20 protein-coding genes and 1 pseudogene are annotated in these 21,004 nt (G+C 33.4%); 12 read left to right on the top strand and 9 right to left on the bottom strand.

Going from position 1 to position 21,004, the window contains the following annotated elements; all coding sequences use genetic code 11:
- Positions 1-77: 77 nt before the first annotated feature.
- Positions 78-566 (bottom strand): DUF192 domain-containing protein, encoded by a 489-nt coding sequence (locus NBT05_RS18115; RefSeq protein WP_265771309.1) that lies wholly within the window; start codon positions 564-566, stop codon positions 78-80.
- Positions 567-670: 104 nt separating this feature from the next.
- On the opposite strand from NBT05_RS18115, the gene NBT05_RS18110 reads away from it, so the two are divergent.
- Positions 671-1,024: a DUF1801 domain-containing protein gene (locus NBT05_RS18110; RefSeq protein ID WP_265771308.1), complete on the top strand. Its 354-nt coding sequence runs from the start codon at positions 671-673 to the stop codon at positions 1,022-1,024.
- Between the two features lie 8 nt (positions 1,025-1,032).
- On the opposite strand, the gene kdsA is transcribed toward NBT05_RS18110, so the two are convergent.
- Positions 1,033-1,854 carry a 3-deoxy-8-phosphooctulonate synthase gene (kdsA, locus tag NBT05_RS18105; protein ID WP_265771307.1) on the bottom strand — a complete coding sequence of 274 codons (822 nt, stop codon included), beginning with the start codon at positions 1,852-1,854 and terminating at the stop codon, positions 1,033-1,035.
- Positions 1,855-2,057: 203 nt separating this feature from the next.
- Here kdsA and NBT05_RS18100 point away from each other — a divergent pair, with 203 nt between their 5' ends.
- The 3 genes from NBT05_RS18100 (at position 2,058) to NBT05_RS18090 (ending at position 5,678) form a co-directional block, all read left to right on the top strand.
- The gene (locus tag NBT05_RS18100; RefSeq protein ID WP_265771306.1) at positions 2,058-2,609 is read left to right on the top strand and encodes a DUF3575 domain-containing protein; all 552 of its coding nucleotides are present in this window, start codon (positions 2,058-2,060) and stop codon (positions 2,607-2,609) included.
- A 101-nt stretch (positions 2,610-2,710) separates the two neighbouring features.
- A complete protein-coding gene (typA, locus tag NBT05_RS18095; RefSeq protein ID WP_265771305.1) occupies positions 2,711-4,510 on the top strand; it encodes a translational GTPase TypA in 1,800 nt (599 codons plus the stop codon).
- 241 nt (positions 4,511-4,751) lie between these two features.
- A complete protein-coding gene (locus tag NBT05_RS18090) occupies positions 4,752-5,678 on the top strand; it encodes a FemAB family protein (protein ID WP_265771304.1) in 927 nt (308 codons plus the stop codon).
- On the opposite strand, the gene NBT05_RS18085 is transcribed toward NBT05_RS18090, so the two are convergent.
- Positions 5,657-6,829 carry a glycosyltransferase family 1 protein gene (locus NBT05_RS18085; RefSeq protein WP_265771303.1) on the bottom strand — a complete coding sequence of 391 codons (1,173 nt, stop codon included), beginning with the start codon at positions 6,827-6,829 and terminating at the stop codon, positions 5,657-5,659. The two genes, NBT05_RS18090 and NBT05_RS18085, sit on opposite strands and share 22 nt — an antisense overlap.
- Positions 6,830-7,096: 267 nt before the next feature.
- Between NBT05_RS18085 and NBT05_RS18080 the strand changes: the two genes are divergently transcribed.
- Genes NBT05_RS18080 through NBT05_RS18070 form a run of 3 tightly spaced genes read left to right on the top strand, consistent with a single transcriptional unit; the run spans position 7,097 to position 9,894 of the window.
- The gene (locus NBT05_RS18080; protein ID WP_265771302.1) at positions 7,097-8,392 is read left to right on the top strand and encodes an O-antigen translocase; all 1,296 of its coding nucleotides are present in this window, start codon (positions 7,097-7,099) and stop codon (positions 8,390-8,392) included.
- A gap of 6 nt (positions 8,393-8,398) precedes the next feature.
- Positions 8,399-9,484 carry a glycosyltransferase gene (locus NBT05_RS18075; RefSeq protein ID WP_265771301.1) on the top strand — a complete coding sequence of 362 codons (1,086 nt, stop codon included), beginning with the start codon at positions 8,399-8,401 and terminating at the stop codon, positions 9,482-9,484.
- Entirely contained in the window at positions 9,454-9,894 is a 441-nt protein-coding gene (locus NBT05_RS18070; protein ID WP_265771300.1) for a sugar 3,4-ketoisomerase, read from the top strand. The genes NBT05_RS18075 and NBT05_RS18070 overlap by 31 nt, the downstream gene beginning before the upstream one ends.
- 71 nt (positions 9,895-9,965) lie before the next feature.
- On the opposite strand, the gene NBT05_RS18065 is transcribed toward NBT05_RS18070, so the two are convergent.
- On the bottom strand, positions 9,966-10,862 hold the full coding sequence (locus NBT05_RS18065) for a glycosyltransferase family 2 protein (RefSeq protein ID WP_265771299.1): 897 nt from the start codon (positions 10,860-10,862) through the stop codon (positions 9,966-9,968).
- A 57-nt stretch (positions 10,863-10,919) separates the two neighbouring features.
- Between NBT05_RS18065 and NBT05_RS18060 the strand changes: the two genes are divergently transcribed.
- Positions 10,920-11,756, top strand: a complete 837-nt coding sequence (locus tag NBT05_RS18060; RefSeq protein ID WP_265771298.1) for a 2OG-Fe(II) oxygenase — start codon at positions 10,920-10,922, stop codon at positions 11,754-11,756.
- On the top strand, positions 11,753-13,057 hold the full coding sequence (locus NBT05_RS18055) for a hypothetical protein (RefSeq protein ID WP_265771297.1): 1,305 nt from the start codon (positions 11,753-11,755) through the stop codon (positions 13,055-13,057). Before NBT05_RS18060 ends, NBT05_RS18055 begins: the two co-directional genes overlap by 4 nt.
- Here NBT05_RS18055 and NBT05_RS18050 read toward each other — a convergent pair.
- Positions 13,054-14,034 (bottom strand): class I SAM-dependent methyltransferase, encoded by a 981-nt coding sequence (locus NBT05_RS18050; protein ID WP_265771296.1) that lies wholly within the window; start codon positions 14,032-14,034, stop codon positions 13,054-13,056. The two genes, NBT05_RS18055 and NBT05_RS18050, sit on opposite strands and share 4 nt — an antisense overlap.
- 15 nt (positions 14,035-14,049) lie before the next feature.
- On the bottom strand, positions 14,050-14,736 hold the full coding sequence (locus NBT05_RS18045) for a cell division ATP-binding protein FtsE (RefSeq protein ID WP_265771295.1): 687 nt from the start codon (positions 14,734-14,736) through the stop codon (positions 14,050-14,052).
- A 182-nt stretch (positions 14,737-14,918) separates the two neighbouring features.
- Here NBT05_RS18045 and NBT05_RS18040 point away from each other — a divergent pair.
- From NBT05_RS18040 to NBT05_RS18030, 3 genes and pseudogenes are all read left to right on the top strand, one after another.
- Positions 14,919-15,754 (top strand): annotated as a pseudogene (locus NBT05_RS18040) (IS1595 family transposase).
- A 235-nt stretch (positions 15,755-15,989) separates the two neighbouring features.
- Positions 15,990-17,588: a vitamin K epoxide reductase family protein gene (locus NBT05_RS18035; protein ID WP_265771294.1), complete on the top strand. Its 1,599-nt coding sequence runs from the start codon at positions 15,990-15,992 to the stop codon at positions 17,586-17,588.
- 112 nt (positions 17,589-17,700) lie between these two features.
- A complete protein-coding gene (locus NBT05_RS18030) occupies positions 17,701-17,853 on the top strand; it encodes a hypothetical protein (protein WP_265771293.1) in 153 nt (50 codons plus the stop codon).
- A gap of 320 nt (positions 17,854-18,173) precedes the next feature.
- Here NBT05_RS18030 and NBT05_RS18025 read toward each other — a convergent pair whose 3' ends face one another.
- The 3 genes from NBT05_RS18025 to NBT05_RS18015 all read right to left on the bottom strand — a co-directional run bounded on the left by NBT05_RS18025 (position 18,174) and on the right by NBT05_RS18015 (position 21,004).
- The gene (locus NBT05_RS18025; RefSeq protein ID WP_265771291.1) at positions 18,174-18,518 is read right to left on the bottom strand and encodes an IS30 family transposase; all 345 of its coding nucleotides are present in this window, start codon (positions 18,516-18,518) and stop codon (positions 18,174-18,176) included.
- Between the two features lie 350 nt (positions 18,519-18,868).
- Entirely contained in the window at positions 18,869-20,104 is a 1,236-nt protein-coding gene (locus NBT05_RS18020; protein WP_265771290.1) for a DUF1015 domain-containing protein, read from the bottom strand.
- 9 nt (positions 20,105-20,113) lie between these two features.
- Complete coding sequence (locus NBT05_RS18015; RefSeq protein WP_265771289.1) at positions 20,114-21,004, bottom strand: 3-hydroxyacyl-CoA dehydrogenase family protein; 891 nt, start codon at positions 21,002-21,004, stop codon at positions 20,114-20,116.

Genomic DNA, 21,004 nt, shown 5'->3' with positions numbered 1-21,004 from the left:
CGGTTAAACTACAAAATGCACACTGGGACTATGCTCTTATATGATTATGATCTTAGCTGCAAACCAAAAGGATAGCGTTACTGCTTGTTAAATGAAATAGAGTCACCTGCTTTTAACTTCCATTGATCTACAAGCCCGGTATTTATTTCCAACACATATTTTGCGGGAACTTCTGATGGTAGTGATTGTTCGTTAAGCGGCTGTGTATTTTTCTGAAAACTTACGATATAATTTTGATCATTTACAAAAATAATATCTAGGGGTATCAGCGTATTTTTCATATAAAAACTTCTGACTTCATTATTGTCAAATATAAAAAGCATCCCCTGATTGTTTTTTATGGAGGTACGGTGCATAAGTCCGGTTTGCTGTTCGTATTCATCTTCGGCAAGTTCGATATCTAAATTCTTAATTTGTTTAAAAATACTGTCTTGCTTGCTGTAAATAATAAGTTCTCCTTCTTTTTGAAATTCAATTTTAGTTTGCTTTATTTCTTTAACCTCTTCTTTACATGACATCAAAAAAACAAAAAGGAAGCATTGAGAAAGAATAAGAACTTTTTTCATCTAAAAATATATTTTTTACAAAATTGATAAATTATTTTCACTATCCATATCAAGTATCAATAAATTTGTATTTGCTACAAGTTTTAATAGCTATTTATCATATTATGAATCCAGCACAGAATTATATATTTCAAAAACCGGAACCTTTTCAAAGCATTTTACTTCATCTGGATGGAATTATCACCTTAACGATTCCAGAGGTAACTTTAAAATACAAATGGCATCTACCTTTTTACTATCTGAATGATAAAATGTTTTGTTTTTTAAACTTTAGAAAAAAATTTGTAGACCTGGGTATTCCTTATGGGGATGAACTTTCAGATACATCTCACTTGTTAATTGCAGGAGAAGGTCGAAAAAAGCTACGTTCGCTTCAGATTTATACCGTAGAAGATATTAATGATAATGATGTGATCGAGGTGTTAACGGAACTTTCTTCCCTTAAAAAGTTTGTGTAGCCATAGCGCTATTTTAATCGATTGATAGTTTGTCGGATAGCCACTAAATTTTCCAGTAATTGTTGAAGGTACTTTAAATCGAGCATATTTGCTCCGTCACTTTTTGCATTAGCCGGATCAAAATGGGTTTCAATAAATAAACCATCCACCTTATTAACCACTCCCGCCCTGGAAATGGTTTCGATCATATCCGGTCGTCCACCGGTAACTCCACTGCTTTGATTGGGTTGTTGTAACGAATGAGTTACATCTAGTACGGTCGTTGCATATTCGCGCATAGTGGGAATCCCTCTAAAATCTACAATCATATCCTGATACCCGAACATAGTGCCCCTATCAGTAATCATTACCTTGTCATTACCACTATCTTTTACCTTTTTTACCGCATGTTGCATCGCTTCCGGACTCATAAACTGGCCTTTTTTAAGGTTTACAATCCTATCTGTTTTTGCAGCGGCAACAACTAAGTCTGTTTGACGTACTAAAAAGGCAGGTATTTGTAAAACATCTACATATTCTGCCGCCAGGTTAGCATCTTCATTTTCATGAATATCAGTAACCGTTGGGATATCAAAAGTTTCACTTACTTTCTGCAAAATTTTAAGTGCTTTTTCATTTCCGATTCCGGTAAAACTATCAATCCGACTTCGGTTGGCTTTTTTAAAAGAACCCTTAAAAATATATGGAATTTGTAACTTATCCGTAATGCTTACTACTTTTTCGGCAATACGAAGCGCCATACTTTCGCCTTCAATAGCACAAGGTCCGGCTAACAGGAAAAAGTTATTGCTATCAAGATTTTTAAGCTTTGGAATTCGGTGTAAATCCATAGGTGTTTTTTATGGAACGAAGATACGTTTTTCTTGTTTTCAAGAGTAGGTAAGCCCACAAGTTATCCCGAGTTTTTTACAACTTAAAATAGATGTATTGAAGGATAAAAGAGTGTTTATCGAGGTTAGCTAAATCTATACGAATCCTTGTTATTGGTATAAAAATTGATTGCCCAAGAATTAACCTTAAAAAACAACTAACTATGAAATTAATTTGGGCTATTATCACCTGTCTCACTGTTGCCTGTATTCCGCTATCCGCTCAGGATGTACATGTAGAAAAACACCAATTTAAAGCTAATCTACTATTTACCCCAAGTCTTGATTATGAAATAGGCATATCAAACAATAGTACTCTAGGATTTAATTTAGGCACCGGACTGATTTATACTACAGGGGATTTTAGGGGAGAAGCTTACGGCATATTTTTAACTTTTTCACCCTATTATCGATATTATTATAACTTTAAAAGACGTATTAGAAAGGGTAAAAACATAAATCAAAATTCTGCAAATTATGTAGGAATTACTTCTTCCATAGTTCCTGGTACTGTTGTAATAGGAAATATTGATATTAGTGAAAATTATGTAGCTCAGATTGGTGCAGTGTACGGGTTTCAAAGGACGTACTGGAAGCGCCTTAATTTAGGTTTGGACTTTGGAGTGGGGTATGCGTTTAGTAATTTAGGCCATTCTGTAGTACCAATCTTAAACTTCAATTTAGGTTATGTTTTTAGTACTAATAAAAATTCATGACTTTTCTAGTCTACTGAATTTTAGGACAATGTAATTAATCCGTTTTCTTAAAAATACTGGTAAAATATTATGTACTTTTGCAGCCTTAAAATAAGGCGTATATGACTGCTATTAAAAATATTGCGATAATTGCTCACGTTGACCACGGTAAAACAACGCTAGTTGATAAAATAATGTACCACTGTCAGTTGTTTCGTGAGAATGAAAATACCGGAGATCTTATTCTTGACAATAATGACCTGGAGCGCGAACGGGGGATTACCATCACTTCAAAGAATGTAAGTGTCATTTATAAAGAAACTAAGATTAATATTATTGATACACCGGGTCACGCCGATTTTGGGGGAGAAGTAGAACGTGTATTAAATATGGCAGATGGGGTACTACTATTGGTAGATGCTTTTGAAGGGCCTATGCCACAAACCCGTTTTGTATTACAAAAAGCCATTGATCTGGGCTTAAAACCTTGTGTGGTTGTTAATAAAGTGGATAAAGAGAATTGTACCCCGGATGAAGTTCATGAAAAAGTATTTGACCTAATGTTTGAATTGGGTGCTGAGGAATGGCAGTTAGATTTTCCTACGGTCTATGGCTCTGCCAAAAATAACTGGATGAGCGAAGACTGGAAGAATGAAACGGATAGTATCGAGCCTTTATTAGATATGGTAATTGAACATATTCCTTCACCAAAAATTGAAGAAGGAACCACTCAAATGTTAATTACCTCTTTGGATTTTTCATCTTTTACCGGTCGTATTGCCATTGGTCGTTTGCAAAGGGGGCAGTTAAGAGAAGGAATGCCGGTTGCTCTGGTAAAGAGGGACGGAAGTATTAAAAAATCAAAATTTAAAGAATTACATACGTTTGAAGGTTTAGGCCGTAAAAAAGTACAGGAAGTACAAGCTGGTGATATTTGTGCCCTGGTAGGATTAGAAGGGTTTGAAATAGGAGATACGGTAGCTGATGCAGAAAACCCGGAAGGTCTTAAAACTATTAGTATTGATGAACCTACCATGAGTATGCTATTTACCATTAATGATTCTCCGTTTTTTGGGAAAGATGGAAAATTTGTAACGTCAAGACATATTAAAGAACGCCTAGACAAGGAATTAGAAAAAAACCTTGCCCTACGGGTAAATGAAACGGATAGTGCGGATAAATTCTTAGTGTACGGACGTGGAGTATTACACTTATCCGTGCTGATTGAAACCATGCGTAGAGAAGGATACGAATTGCAGATCGGACAGCCTCAGGTAATTATTAAGGAAGTAGATGGTGTAAAAAGCGAACCTATTGAAGAATTAACCATCGATTTACCGGAGCATGTATCCGGAAAGGCGGTAGAAATGGTAAGTATGCGAAAAGGGGAGATGCTAAGTATGGAAGCTAAAGGAGACCGTATGGTTTGCGAATTCCTAATTCCGTCACGTGGAATCATTGGGTTACGTAATCAATTATTAACGGCTACAGCAGGTGAAGCCATTATGGCGCACCGTTTCAAGGAATACCAACCTTTAAAAGGTGATATCCCCGGAAGGATTAACGGTTCGTTAGTATCTATGGAAAAAGGAACCGCGATTCCATATTCCATTGATAAATTACAGGACAGAGGTAAGTTTTTTGTAGATCCGGGCGAAGATATTTATGAAGGTCAGGTAATCGGAGAAAACTCACGTGGAGACGATATGACGGTAAACGTAACAAAAACTAAAAAGTTAAGTAACGTTCGATCTTCGGGAGCTGATGATAAGGCTAAGATTGTTCCGGCGATTAAATTTTCTTTAGAAGAAGCTTTAGAATATATTCAAAAAGATGAACTGGTTGAAGTTACCCCTAATCACTTAAGATTACGAAAAGTGCATTTAACTGAGGTAGATCGAAAGAGAAATAAAATTGTATAAGTAGTTCATAATCTCTAGACCACTTTAACAAATAATTTAATAAGTTATAAATTGCCCGTTTTACAAAATCGGGCAATTTTTTTACGTTAAGTTCAAGGATTCTAAACTTTATACTTATCTGGTTCTATAGCTGAATTAACATTAAATGATAGGATTTTTTGTAAATATTCTATACCATTTTATATTCACTTAGCTATAGCTTTATTAAAATCCGTATTTTCATTTTTAAAGTAAAGGGCACATGTATTCGGTAAAGAAATATACTTCGTCAGATCGATCAGATTGGAATAATTTTGTTTCTCAATCAAAGAATGGAACCTTTTTATTCTACCGTGAATTTATGGAGTATCATTCGGATCGGTTTGTTGATTTTTCTTTACTGGTTTATGAAAAGAATAAACTTGTCGCACTTTTCCCTGCAAACGTAGTTGGTCATACCGTATATTCTCATCAAGGATTGACGTACGGGGGTTTGGTTTTAAAAAACAATATAGGTGGAAAAAAAGTTGATCAGATAATTAATGCTTTATTACATTATTTTAAGAAACAACAAATTACAAAACTTCTTGTAAAGCCTATTCCACGTTTTTATCATCAGTTTCCAAGTAATGAAATGGAATTTTTTCTATACGAGAAAGGCAGTTTACCAGTACGCAGGGATCTAAATTTAGCAATAGATTATAAAGTTCCTTTACAATTTCATAAGAGTAAACATAAGAAATTTAGAAAGGCCAAGGATTTTAATTTACAGATAAGAAAGGTAGATGAGCTAAATGATTTTTGGGAAGAAATTCTAATTCCCAGGTTAAAAGAAAAGCACAAGGTAAAACCAGTGCATACGTTACCTGAAATTACAAACTTAAAATCAAATTTCCCAAATAATATCTTACAGTACAATGTATATCTTGATAATAATATTTTAGCGGGGATTACTATTTTTAAGGATAAAAACGTAGTCAAATCACAATACGGGGCAACTTCAGAAGTGGGAGAACAGAAGTACGCCCTTGATTATTTATTTATGAGCCTCATAGATGATTTCAAGAGGGAGAATTATCTTTATTTTGATATGGGAAGTGTAACAGACCAAAATTTCGGATTGTTAAAGCAAAAAGAAGAGCTGGGCTGTAATATTTATTATCAGGACTATTTAGAGTTACTGCTTTGAACGCTTTCATTTATTTTAGTCCATGTAGTGGTATAGGTTTTTGCAATCTTTTGAAAATCATGATATTGTTCAATAAACCATCTGGCATTTTTGCTTATAGTTATTAATCGATCTGGATTTTCAATTAATAAACTCAGATCCGAAACAATTCGATCTACATCCGGAGAAGTATTAATCGCTACTTTCTTTTCTAGTTGGTAATACTTTTGAAAATATGCTCCGGCTCCGGTAAATACCACTTTACCCATTGCCATAGCTTCCAGGGCGTTATAGCCTTGATCATGTGCATATACCTGATCTAATAAAATATGTGTCTTTTCCAGCTGGCGTATGTATAGTTCATAAGGTTCGTCCTGTACAATGGTAATTTCAACTTTTGAAGGATATTTTTGTTTGATAATATCAAGAGCAGTTGTGAAATATTGATTGCCTTTTTTTAGAATATTGGCGCTATTGATTCCATGAAAAATTTTTATAACGTTCTCGTTTTTTAACTCCGAATACTTAATTTTCTCAATATTTATAGGATTTGGAATCATGGGTACTACTTTTCTCTCATTTTTATAAGCTTCCAGATATTCCACACTAACTGGTATAATTCCTTTTATATTTTTCCGAATTAATTGACTAATTTCTTTACGTTCCGAAGAAATGTAGTTGAGGGTATGTATATATTGTTTTTTAAGTGTTTTATCTTTTAAATACGGAGTTAAGGTGCTATGGGGAAATGAATCTGCCAGTAAGTAAGAAATAAAGGTGTAATCATCTCCACAAGCCAAAATGTAAATATTATTATGTTTATCAAATAAATGTCTTAGTAATCTTTTTTCAACAATAGGAGTGGTATTAAAAGTAAATTCGTTTATCAATTGTACTACATCAAAATGGGTTACTACGTGTTTTATTTTTCTAAATCGTAAATAGGTTTCTATACTGGCAAGATCGAAGCGGGTAATCTTAAAAAAAGCATGTCTAACAAAAGTAAGTAACCGAGATTTTTTTATAAAAGTTGCATCCAGGTTGATATCAACCGGATATTGTTTAAAAGAATCACCACTACCGGCAAGTATTACCTCATAGCCTAATTTTATTAATCCCTCTTTAAGCGAATTATGAAGTCTGCTGAATTCACCTAATAATAATATCTTCATAAATGTAAATATCGAATAATTTGCCTTTTTAAAGGTAATTAGTATGTAAAATCAAAAAAATACAATACTATTATTTACCACCTCGTTAATTTAAGTATCTTTCCGTTAACATTTGTTTTACAATCTATAGTTAGCATTGTAGAGTTAAACAGGTGTATGGTAAATTTTATTTTTCAGTTCCAATTTCTTTAAGGGAGGGGAGATACGTTTTAAAGTTAACTGTTAAAATTTGTCATACACTCAGTTAAATAAGATAAGGGTTTTAACTTGTTACGTCCAATATTAAAAAATTTTAGAAAAAACAACCTGGTAAAGATAGGTTCCGTCAATTCGGTGGGAGTGCTGATTACCTCTTTATGTAGTATTGCAAGTTCCAAGATTATTGCTTTATATCTGGGTGCGGAGGGAATGGCTATTTTAGGAAATCTCCGTAATTTCTTAGCTTCCATACAAACGGTAGCTACTCTAGGGCTTTACAATGGGTTTGTAAAGTATGTGTCAGAATTGAAAAGGAATAAAACAGAACTGGTAGCAATGCTATCTACTTCTTATTATATCTGTTTTGTAGTTACCATGTCCATGTCATTCTGGATGTATTTTTGGCCGGATTTTTGGGATCAATGGATTTTTGGTTCAACGTTTAGTAACCCAGAATTATTTAAATATATTGCTATAGCACTTCCTTTCTATGCTTCTAATATAATGTGCCTGGCTATTATTAATGGTTTTTCCCGATATAAGATTTTTATAATATTAAATATTGCAGGTAGTATTGTAGGTTTTACAATTACCTTTTTCTTAATCTGGCAATACGCCTTGCTTGGCGCCTTATATGCCTTAGTTATCAATCCTGCTATATCTTTACTGCTTACTTTAACTATTATACTTTATCAGCGAAATTTAGTTGTTTTTTTAAAAGCTAATAAAATTTCAAAAAAATATATAAAAAACCTGAGTGCATACGGGATCATGGCGTTGTTATCTGCTATTATATTTCCTATGGTATATATTTATATTCGCAATTATATTGCCCAGGTAGAAGGAGTGACTAAAGCTGGATTTTGGGAAGCAATGCAGCGAATCAGTAATCAGTACATGCTATTTGTTACTACTTTAATCTCACTATATCTGTTACCCAAACTGTCTAATGCTGATCATACGTCAACTTTTAGAATTGAAGTAGGTAAATTTTTAAAAACTGTGCTTCCTGTATTTATAGTAGGGTTTGCATTGTTATTTATTTTAAAAAAATATATTATTTCTCTGTTATTTACTGAGGATTTTCAATCGATGCAAGCTTTGTTTATCTGGCAATTATCAGGAGATTTATTAAAAATCATCGCCATCACCATCGCCTGTCAATTATTAGCCAAAAAGATGTTTTGGGAATATGTAATTAGTGAACTGCTTTCTTTTATCAGTTTATACGTTTTGAGTACAATATTAATTGATGAATTTGGTTTTGTAGGAGCTTCCATGGCGCATTTAGGAAATTTTGTAATTTATCTAATGGTCATTGTTTTTATTTTTAGAAAATACTTTTATAAATCTTCAAATCAATAATTAAAAATGAAAATTGGTATTGTAGTTTCTTCTTTAGCCGATGGGGGCGCTGAAAAGTCAAGTGCTATTTTATCAAAAATGCTGGTAAATCAAAATTTCAATGTGGTTCTTATTAGTGATTCTGCTACTATAACTTACAGTTATTCGGGTAGATTAATTATTTTGGATGATCTACTTAAAATAAAAAATGGACTTCTCGGTAAAGTATTAAGAACAAAGTTGTTTAGACACATATTAAAAGAGGAAAACTTTGACGTCATCATAGATACCAGAGCTCGCGAAAGTACTTTAAAACAGATCATCTTCAATGGTATTGTTTTTCCTGTGAGAAAGACAATTTTTATGCTACATAATTTTAACTTATCTCTTTATTTTCCCAGGCAAAAAACATTGACCAGAATACTTTACAGGCATGCCAGGCATATCGTGGGTGTTTCTAAAGATAGTATAGCACATGCTTCTAATATCTACGGATTTAAAAGAATATCTTGTATTTATAATGCTTTTGATACTGAAATTTATCAACAGGCAAATGCATTTACAGTAGAAGAGGAGCAACCTTATATTTTGTCATACGGGCGTATTCTAGATGAATCTAAGGATTACACTTTTTTAATTAACAACTATAAACGTTCTATTTTACCATTACAAAATATTAAATTAATGATAGTGGGAGATGGTCCGGATAAGGTGAAAATCAAAAATTTGATTCGCTCATTAAAGTTAGAAGAACACGTTATATTTAAAGATTTTACTTCAAATCCCTTTCCATATGTCCAAAATGCCTTGTTTACGACCCTAACCAGTAACTTCGAAGGTTTTCCAATGGTATTAGTAGAGTCCCTTGTTTTAGGTACCCCCGTAGTCGCAGTAGATTGCAAATCCGGACCCTCTGAAATAATAGAAACCGGAATTAACGGGGTTTTAGTTCCGTTTAAAGATTCGGTTCAATTTGTAGGAGCTTTAAATAAAATGGTGGAGGAGCCCGATTTTTATAAAAACTGTAAAAAAGGAACTGTACCCAGTGTCGAAAAATTTAAAATGGATTATATTGCCAAACAATGGAAAAACCTGCTCACATCAAGGACCTAATTCAAACCACCCGTATTGATGATTGTAAAATACTTACAATTCCTAAAATTAAAGACCCACGGGGTAACATTGCAGTAATTGAGAAGGAAATACTCCCTTTTGAAAGTAAACGGGTGTATTACCTATATGATGTACCGAGTGATGCGGTTCGTGGAGGTCATGCACATAAAGAACTGAAACAGTTTATTATAGCCTTAAGTGGAAGTTTTACCGTGTTATTGCATGATGGAAAAGAGCAAAAAGAAATTTCTTTAAATAAACCGGACAAAGGACTCCTTTTAGTACCGGGCATATGGAGAAAATTAGAAGATTTTTCATCAGGTTCCGTTTGTCTGGTATTAGCATCCGCAACCTTTGACGAAGAAGATTATATACGGGACTTTACGGATTTTCTATCTTATAAAAAGTAGGAGTGGTTGGAATCTGCTAGATTTATGAATTTCTTACTTCCATATTACATCTGCTGTAAGTTGATGTTGTTTTAATTAATTTCTTCGTTATCCGACAGATAATAACCCAATCGGTAAAAGTCAAAAAACTTCAACGATGGGTTTTTAGAAAGTATGTTTCGTTTTAAGGTTGACTTAAATAACCTGTATACTATTTTAATCATTCCCGAAATACAAAATTTTTCCAGTTGATTAGCCAAAGAAGTAATTTTTGTTAAATTAGGGTCTAACAGGCCTTTCTGAACCATATATTTTCGGCTACGTAGAGAGTCTATTGATTTTTGTAGAAAAATAGCATTGGTTTCTAAACCGTTATGAAATACCGGATTATCCGTATGTTTTAATTCTATGGCTTTTTTCTTTAAATCCATAGCAAAAACAATGTCTTCACAAGCTAAATTAGGTATGGTACTATTAAAAGAAACCGTATTAAAAAGCTTTTTGGCTATTAAAAAATTGGAACTTAAAAAAGTAGCATAAGGTTTCTTCTCCCTAACTTCAAGAGGAATTTCTTCTCGGTGCATTCCAAATGTATACCGTAGGATTTCGTGATCTTTTGGGGTATAAGCCTTGTCATATTGAAGCCCGCCGGAAATTACTTCCGTTTTAGGGGTAATAGATTTTAAATAGTTGGTAATAAATGTTTTATAAACAGGAAAAGTATCTGCGTCTAAAAAAAGTAAATAAGAATACTGCGCTAATTTGGCTAATTTATTTCTCAGGGCACTTCGGCCTATATTATTAGGATTTTCTATAAAAGTACAAAACTTTAAATTATTGATTTCTTTATTTTCTTTAGTAAATAAATTGGATCCGTCATCACCTACAATGATTTCAAATGGTATTGATGTTTCTACAGCCTGCTTCTGTAATTCTTTTACTAAAGCAACACAATTGTAATTGTAAACAGGAATTAAAATAGAAAGCATACAGGATTACTGAAAGAATATAGTTATTTTTAATTTTCTTGTTAAGAAAACGTCAGGATGAATCGTTTTGAAATTAGTCAACTTATTTATAAAGCTATCAAAGATAAGGAAGACAAACTAAAAGAACAGTTTGCCACTTCCTCGAATGATATCGGATATTTTTTTATAGATGACTTACTACCTGAAGAAATAACACTCCGGATTTTCAACAAGTTTCCGAATATATCTCAAACCAGGCAAAAAAAGAGTTTAAAAGAGTTTAAACACGTGGCGGCCCAGATGGATCAATACGATCCTCTACTAGAGGAGGTGATTTATGCATTCCAAGAACCTAAGGTGGTTCACCTTATTGCTTCCATTTGTAAGTTAGAAAAGGTATACCCGGATAGTCATTTGTATGCAGGGGGTATTTCTATGATGGGACAAGGTAATTATCTACAACCTCATCTGGATAATTCACATGATAAAGACCGAAAACAATGGCGTGTTTTAAATTTATTGTTTTATATAACCCCGGATTGGAATCCGAAAAATGGGGGAAACCTCGAACTCTGGCCTAATGGGGTAAAAGGAAAACCCTTAACCATAGATGCACGGTTTAACCGATTGGTGATTATGGCTACGCATAAAAAATCCTGGCACTCCGTAAGTAAGGTTACTACCGATAGAGTGCGTTGTTGTGTTTCTAATTATTATTTTTCTAATCATCCATTAGACAACAAAGAAAGTTTTCATGTAACTACTTTTAGAGCCAGACCCGGGCAAAGCTTCCAGAATCAGTTATTAAAGATAGATGCGCAACTACGTATGGCGGTTCGCAAGGTCTTTAGCAAAGGCATTGTAAAAAACCCACATGTTTATCATAAACCAGACGCAAAGAAAAATCCGGAATGAAAAAACTGTTTAGTCAATGGGATGTAATTTTTAAATCTTTAATTGTACTTATAGTCATTGTAAAAGTCCTATTTACCGGTATTTTATACGACCCGGATAGTTTAGCATTCACCACAATTATCTTTAGCCGATCCCCCGGATATATGCTTTTTGCTTCCTTTTTTACTTCGGTTTTTGGTAATTATTTCGAGATTCCTCTATTAATAGCTCAATTAATCTTTAATCTTTCTGTATGCCTTTTTGCTACCCAAAGATTAACCATACTTTTTAACCTGAACTCAGTATTTTCTACTATTGTATTAGTTATTTTTATTACTCCTTTGGTATCTACCTATCTCACTGCAAATAAAATTTTAACAGAGGCACTAACGTATCCTCTATTTTTACTTTTTAATGTATATACACTTCAATTTTTAATACAGGAAAAAAATAAATATTTTACAAAAGCGTTGTTGGTGTTATTTCTACTTATCATTACCCGTAACCAGTTTTTAGCTATGGTACCGGTCTTAATCATACTTATATCATTTCTATGGTATAAGTCCAAACATAAAAAGTACTTATTCTTACTTCTTACCATCATATGTTTACCTGTGGTTACCACGTTTTTTGAAAGAACATTTAATTATATTGCTTTTGGTACTTTTACCAATATGCCTGGTGCCCATATGCCGGCGGCGGCTGCTTTTTTTGTAGCAGATGAAAAAGATGTACAATTATTTACCTCAGATAAAGAAGTACAGTTTTTTACCACCGCAATGGCTGAATTAAAGCGTAAACAACTATTAGCTTCTTCTTTACCTGAAACTGATTACTACATACTCTATGGACTCTACCAAACCAGGTTTTCCCGAATTTGTAATCAAACGTTACATGAAATTGCGGTAAACCAGTTCACTGATCCCAATAAGAGTAGGAAAGACCGCTTACTGGAAGCTGAACAATTATTTAAGAGTATGTTTTGGCCATTACTGATCGATAATTATAAGCAGTGGACAGTGCTTTATATTCAAAATATTAGGTATGCACTAGGAAATACTAAAATGTTCTTGCTATACTTTTCTCTTTTGATAACTGGGGTGTTTTTACTTTTTAAAAACCCTAGGAATAAAATAGGTTTATTTTTTGTTTTTACTACACTTTGTACATTTTGTAGCCTTTTATTACTTGGTTTGGTTTCCCATTCTGAAAACCGATATATCTTCTATCATCACTGGACTTTGTTTATCGCACTGCTATTACTAATTGATCAATACATTAAAGCTACTTTTCCTTCAGAAACAAGTAGGGTGTTAGATTAGTGTAAATTCTTCTTTTCGTAAACCCCAAAAATAAAATCACTGGGGTACACTTCCAAATATTGATCTTCTTCCTTAAAAATTTCCTGTAAAACCGCTTCCTTCTCTTTATCCGTTTTTATAAAATGATGCGCAATATCTTTAAAAACTAACATTAACAGGTTACCACCATAGGGAGCTTCGTAAATTTTATTATAATGTTTATAGATGATTGGGAGTATTTGGCTGGAAGCTACACACTCTGATGGGTCTGCGATATACATCCGTAACCATCCTGGTGCGGTCACTTTTTTTTTGATAAGCGAAGTCTTAAAACGTATTCGGTACTTAGCAGGTATCTTTGACAGACTTTTATTAATTGCCTGAATTTGATATTTTGGAAATTGTAAACGATCCGGACCAACAAATTCATTGATGATCAGCTTACCTTCTTTTTTTAATACATTCTTTAATTGATTACCTAATAAATCCTCCAATTTTTCAAAATGATGTAAGGATGCATGGAAATATATGATATCGTAGGTTTCAGCTTTAAAGTCCATATTGTAGATGCTTTTCAATACAAATTCCATATTTTCTAGCTGTCTATCTAAAGCAATTTGTTTCGCTTGTTCAAAAAGGAGGTCATTGATATCGACACAAGTAATTTTTGCAAAGTTTTTGTAGTGAGCAAAATACAGTTCATGATCACAGCTACCACTTCCTAGAGACAACATTTTTAGGTTATGTTTTTCTTCAAAAAATTCTTGCATTACAAAGTCTTCGTAACGAAATCCGGAATTCCCGGTAATCTTTAGATTCCATCGTTCTTTTATTTTTGGGATGGACCAAAAATTAGATGTTTGTATATCCGTATCGTTAAATGCACTTTTTGTTCGTTCCAAAGAATCTGTAGTAAATTTAGAACGTATAAAACCAAACCCCCTTTGTTTTAGTTTTACGTAAACATCAATAAAATCATCTGGGGTTAGTAGTCTCAAAGTAAATGGGATTAATTATTCTTTACGCTGTACTACTTCAAACACCTTATTGCCTTCGCATTTTAAGGTCTTAGAGGGATATTTTAATAACAAAGCATAGTCATGCGTAGCCATTAAAATAGTGTTTCCGTTTTTATTTATTTCTTGTAATACCTCCATCACTTCCACCGAAGTTTGAGGGTCAAGATTCCCGGTAGGTTCATCAGCCAAAATTAATTCCGGATCATTTAATAAGGATCTGGCGATAGCAATTCGCTGTTGTTCGCCGCCGGATAATTGATAAGGGAACTTAAAATCTTTGGTTTTCATTCCTACTTTACCTAAAACCTCATCTATTTTACTAGACATACCTTTTTGATCCGTCCAACCGGTTGCTTTTAATACAAAAAGCAAGTTATCTTTTATCGTCCGGTCATTTAATAATTTAAAATCCTGAAATACAATCCCTAATTTTCTTCGTAAATAAGGAATTTGACTTTCTTTTAACGTAGATAAATCAAAATCCACGATAGTCCCTTCACCTTCTGTAAACGGAATATCACCGTACAGGGTTTTCATAAAACTACTCTTCCCGGTTCCGGTCTTACCAATCAGATATACAAAATCACCTTTATGAACCGTAACATTTACGTCTGATAAAATTAGATTATCTCTTTGATAAATAGAAGCTTTAGATAGATGAAGTACCGGTGTTACCGACATAGGTTTTTGGTTTTGACAATCCCGTAAAAATAGCAGATAATTAAAAGAGATCATAACTTCTTTTAAAATTTATATTAGTTTACTGTTTTAGAAGTCTAGTTCCAAATTGTTATTTTAATTTTTGAATATCCATAATTGCCTATAATTTTGTGTATTGTATTGATTATAAGATAGTAGCAGACATGAACATATTTACTTTTACTGCCCACTTTGGGGATGAAGACACCTGTAGGGAACATTTTAAAGAACAATGTGATAAGATTGGGGTAATTTGCCATAGGTGTGGTGGTGATAAGCACTACTGGATCAAAAGCAGGTGGAGCTACGAATGTAAGTCTTGCCGTAGCCGTACCTCACTTCGAAGTGGTACGATCATGCAAAACTCTAACCTTTCTTTTTTAATATGGTACCGGGCTATGTTTTTAATGAGTACGACAAAGAAAAGTTTTTCATCCAAAGAAATGTAACGCCAATTAGGGTTAAAACGTTATGAACCTGTTTGGGCAATGACTCATAAACTACGAATAGCAATGGGCAACCGTGATGCTAGATATAGTCTAGAAGGAATGATAGAGATGAACGAAGGTTATTTTACTGTTGAACCCTCAGAGTTAGAGCAATCTAAGGCAAAACGTGGCCGTGGTACAGCGGGCAAACAAAACGTAGCGGTAATGTCTGAGAGCACCCCTTTAGAAGATCCGAACATAGGGAAAGTATCCAAGCAAGATCGCTATTTTAAAGCAAAGGTACTTAACACCCACAAATCCCAAGAAGTAAAAGATACCATAAAAGGCTCACTGGATGAAAAAAGTATTGAATTTACCGATGAGAGTACTTCGTACATTGATATTGCAGACTATGTAGAGCTACACATTACAGAAAAATCTACCAAAGAAACACTAAAGGGGTACACATCTTTATTAGCAATGCTAAAAGGAACCTACTGGTTAACTACCATAAAATTAAAGGCAAGTACCTACAGCTCTACCTTAATGAATTTGTCTACAAACTTAATTGAAGGTACTTCAAAGATGAACTCTTCGAAAGATTAGTCATTGCTAACATTACAGGATTATGAGGCTTTGCGGATATTTAAAGAATTTTCAGAAGAGGGTAATTCAATAGTTAAGACTATTTCTATAATTTTATGTTTTTATTATATTTTTTAAATAGGTTTTTCCCATAAAAAAAAATATTTTTAATTTATAAATTAAGGGAATTAAATAGTTTAAGTAATATTAATTAAATACAACTTGAAAAACTCAATTGCATACGTTATAGAGAGGTTGCTTCAAGAAAATAAAGTGAAAATTGATTCTGAAGAATTAATTTTTCAAGTTGAAAGTCATCCTTCATACCCAAGTCTGCATGCAATAACTGGTGTATTAACCCACTTTAAGATTCAAAATTTAGCAATTGAGTTACCTTTAGATAAAACAACATTATCTCAACTCCCTTCAAATTTTATAGCACAAGTAAAGACTTCGGAAGGTACTAGGTTTGCTCTTGTTATTAATAAAAATTCAGATTATACATTAATATTTAGTCAAAAAATATCAAAAACTATTTCTTTTGATGATTTTCTACTTCAATTTACTGGAGTTGTAGTTATCGTTGAGGCAGTTGAAAATGTTTTATTAAAGAACAAGAAGAACTACACCAAGCCTTTCTTTTATCTTTCGATGCTATCACTTGCTATTTTAGTATTAATTACTAAAAATAACTTTTATGAAAGTTTTCATTTCCTTCTTTCATTAGTTGGCGTTATAACTAGTTTACTAATTGTTCAATATGAAATTAATGGTGATGCTAAATTTATTAGTGGTGTTTGTTCTGAAGATAGTAAAAAAGTAAGCTGTGGATCTGTTTTAAATTCTAAAGGATCATATATTTATAAGGATATTAAGATAAGTGAAATTAGCTTAATTTACTTTTCTACAATATGCATTATATGGTTTTTATTTAGTCTTACAGGAATAAGCCCAATTTTACTTATCTACCTTAGCATAGCTTCAATACCTGCGATAATTTATTCTTTATATTATCAAGCATTCATTTTACACAAATGGTGTGTACTTTGTTTAAGTATTGTTACGGTATTATTAGCTCAATTAATACTATTACCTAATTTTGAGATTTCTGAATATACAGTCAGTATAGTATCTATTCTAATATTCGCTTTTAGTTTAACTAGTATGATTAGTATTTGGCTTCTTGTTTTTTCAAGTATGAAAAAAAATCAGAAGTTTAATAAACTGAAAATTGAATCAGTAAAATTTAAAAAGAACTTTAAGTTGTTTAATGCTATTTTGCAAAACTCTAAAAGCTTAGATATGAGTAGTATTAATTCATCTAAAATAGTTTTTGGTAATAGAAATGCTCCTCTCAATATTACATTAATTACTAACCCGTTTTGTGTACATTGTAAATCAGCTCATTATTTGGTGGAAAATATTTTAGAAACATATGACAAAAATGTTCAAATTACTGTTTTATTCAATATTAGTACAAAAAATGAGCAGAGTGACTTGGTAAAAGTTACGAGTAGACTAATAGAAATTTACCATGTCGAAGGTGAGAAACTTTTTAAAGAAGCAATACACTCCATATACGAAGGAGTCCAAGTCAAGGAATGGTTTTCTAAATGGAATGAACCTTTAAATTTTAAAAATGTAATTGAGATATTAGAAAAGGAAAGGGAATGGTGTGAGAATAATGGTATAAACTTTACACCTAAAATTCTACTCAACGGGAGGTCGTTTCCTGAAATGTATGAAAGAAAAGATTTGCTGTATTTTGTAGAAGATTTGATTGATTTATTAGTTGCTAATTTTGAATTTTCATATTCATAAAAAACTTATGAAACTATAAAATGAATATAGCCCCTTATATGTAAAAAATAGACATAGATGTGAGTGTCTTTAAATGTTCACTAAGTACTTATCTATTATACTAATTTATATTATGAAAAATCTAAAAAATTTAGGAAAAGTATTATCTAAAGCAGAACAGAAAACTATTAATGGAGGTGGTTCATCCTCACCTTTTGGAGTATGCTATTCAAGATGTGGTTCTACCGGAGGTTATATTTGGAGAGGTATGTGTGTTTGCTATTAGTAAAACAAAGAGGCTGTCTAAAAACTATTTGGGCAGTCTTTTTTATTTATTGTTATTTATAATTTTTCACTTAGGGATTGAGAATGTGGAGTAGATAGTTATCATACCTACATTCAAGTTATAAATGCGACAGTTTGCGTTTTGTTGATAAAAGTTGCGTATACCTCATTGGGTGTTTTATACCCGAACCTTTTCCTAGGCCTATTGTTTAAAATGTTTTCTACTTTCTCTACCGCTTCCTTAGTTATCTCTGCAAAGCTACTACCTTTTGGGAAATATTGTCTTATCAGCCCGTTGAGGTTTTCATTGGCACCCCTTTGTCAGCTATGGTAGGGTTTTGCAAAGTAAAAATCAATGTCAAGCTCCTCTGCTATTTCCTGATGGTTTGCAAACTCCTTCCCGTTGTCACTGGTAATAGTTTTAATGAAAGGCTTCCAATCTTCCAGTAGTTCTTCCGTTTTCACCTGGACTTCCCGGGCTGATTTGTTTTCTATATGTCCCATCCTTAGCATCCCTGTAGCCCTATCATTTATAGTGACAAGGGCACCTCTATGGTCTTTACCTATCACCAGGTCAATCTCAAGGTCACCTATCCTTTCTTTTTTGTCTACTACTGGGGGGCGTTCTGTTATGTCCCTTCTATTAGGGATGCACCCCCTACCCACCTGCTTACCGCCTCTTTTCTAGTACTTTTTTCCCTGATTACACAAATAAAGCATATATAGTAGAACGGCTTCGACCTAACTCCTGGGCTATTTCACTTTTTTTATTTCAAGTTTTGCAAGTACTGATATTTTGTAATTTTCCTCCAGCGTTAAATGCTTTATATTCTTTAAGTTTTCCAACCCAAAGGTATGAGATTTTTCGCTACTCTACCATAGTTTTAGCCCTAGGGCTAAAACTATGGTAGGGGCTTTTTATCAACAGCTAAGCTGTCACATTTATGTGTTGAATTTAAACTTTTCTTCTAATTAGTTGTTCAAAAGTATCAGTTAAAATGAAATTTCATTAAAATTTAAAACTCATAAATCGTGACCCCACTTCTTAATTTCGGTTCGATGTACGTGCTTTTAGGAGGCATAACTAGTCCTTGGTCTGCAATGGCTCTCATTTGTTCGACAGTTGCTGGAAAAAGGTGGAATCCCACGGCAAATTCACCTTTATCTACTAGGCTTTTAATATATACAATACCATTCTTACCATGTGAATATTCAATTCGGGTGTCCGTTCGTAAATCTTTGATATCCAGAATTGGGTCCAATACTGTCTGAAATAAAATCTGGGCATCCAGTTTGTCAAGTGCGTTATCAAAGGTATATCTAGTTTTACGTAAGTATAACGAATAAAATTCGCCATCTAGGTACATACTAAAATGATGTTCTTTGGATGCCTGATAAACTTCCAGGCCTCGATTTTCAATACGAAACCAGAAGTCAAGTTTTATTAAAAATGCTTCTTTGGTCAATCCGTTTAAATCTTTTACCAGACGGTTGTATTCGTAAATACGAAGCTGGGATTCCGGGATAAGATAACTCATAAAATAATCATACGATTCTTTCTTTTTTCCATCTGAGTTTTCGGAAATATCCTTAGAAAGTAGATAGGAGGAAGCCGACCGATGATGTCCATCCGCTATATACAATACCGGGATTTTATCAAAAATTTGTTCTATAATCGCGACAGTTACAGGTTCGCTTAGCATCCACAGATAATGGGTATCTCTATAGGTAGTGGTAAATTCATACTCCGGACGTTCTTTACAAATTTGCTCTAGTACATTTTGTATTTCTTTATTATCCGCATAAGTTAGTAGAACCGGTTCTGCATTAAAACCAACAGTTTTTAAATAATCTTTAAAAACCGTTTCTCGTTCAGAAAGTGTGTTTTCATGTTTACGAATTACGTTATTTTCATAATCCGAAGTACTGGCTGCAGCAATAATCCCACAAAAAGACTCTCCTTCACGGTTAATAATCTTGTAGATATAATACATAGCTGTTGCATCCTGTTGCAAGGTATTTTCTTCCTTAAACTCTAAATATCGATTACGAACCAAAGTGTATCGCTGTTCGCCGGAAATTTCCTGTTGGAACTTATATCCAGGGTTAACGATATGTAAAAAAGAATACGGGTTATAGTCCATACGGGAATCCCGTTCTTCGGGAGTATAACTTTGATAAGAGCGCGAAGCTACCAGAGCTACTTTATCTCGCGGAGGGCGTACTGCTTTAAATGGAAGTATTTTTGCCATTAATTGATATTACCTTTTGAACTGATTCGCCACTACTTCTGCTTTACGAGAAGTTGAATAATTGTAAAAACCTTCTCCGCTTTTTACCCCGTATTTTCCGGCTCGAACCATGTTTACTAATAACGGGCAAGGTGCATATTTCGGATTTTTAAACCCACGGTACAATACTTCCAGAATAGATAAGCATACATCTAATCCGATAAAATCAGCCAATTGTAAAGGCCCCATAGGATGTGCCATACCTAATTTCATGACTGTATCAATCTCCGGAACGCCTGCTACTCCATGATATAAGGTCTCTATGGCTTCATTAATCATAGGCATTAAAATACGATTAGCTACAAATCCGGGGTAGTCATTGACTAAAACAGGTTCTTTTTGAAGTTTTTGAGAAAGTTCCATAATTTCCTGTAGCACTTCTTCTGAAGTGGAATAACCTTTAATGACTTCCACTAGTTTCATTATAGGAACCGGGTTCATAAAATGCATGCCAATGACTTTTTCCGGCCGTTGCGTAACCGCTGCAATTTGAGTGATAGAAATAGACGAGGTATTAGAAGCTAAAATTGATTTTTCAGGACATAAGTTGTCTAATTCTTTAAAAATAGCCAGTTTAACATCCAGATTTTCGGTTGCAGCTTCCACTACCAAATCAGCATCTTCTACACATTTGGATAATGAAGTAGCTGTAATAAGATTAGCTAAAGTTTGTTCTTTTACTTTATCAGTAATCTTTTCCTTTTGAACCATACGGTCCAGGTTATGAGTAATATTCGCCATTCCGCTTTCCAGTGCCGTTGAAGAAGTATCTACCAGCGTTACCTGGTAATTATATTGAGCAAAGGTATGAGCAATGCCATTGCCCATAGTTCCGGCGCCAATAACAACAATTTTATTCAT

This window comes from Aquimarina sp. ERC-38 (assembly GCF_026222555.1).
In the GTDB taxonomy this organism is placed as follows: domain Bacteria; phylum Bacteroidota; class Bacteroidia; order Flavobacteriales; family Flavobacteriaceae; genus Aquimarina.
This window is presented reverse-complemented; position numbering and strand designations above follow the sequence as displayed.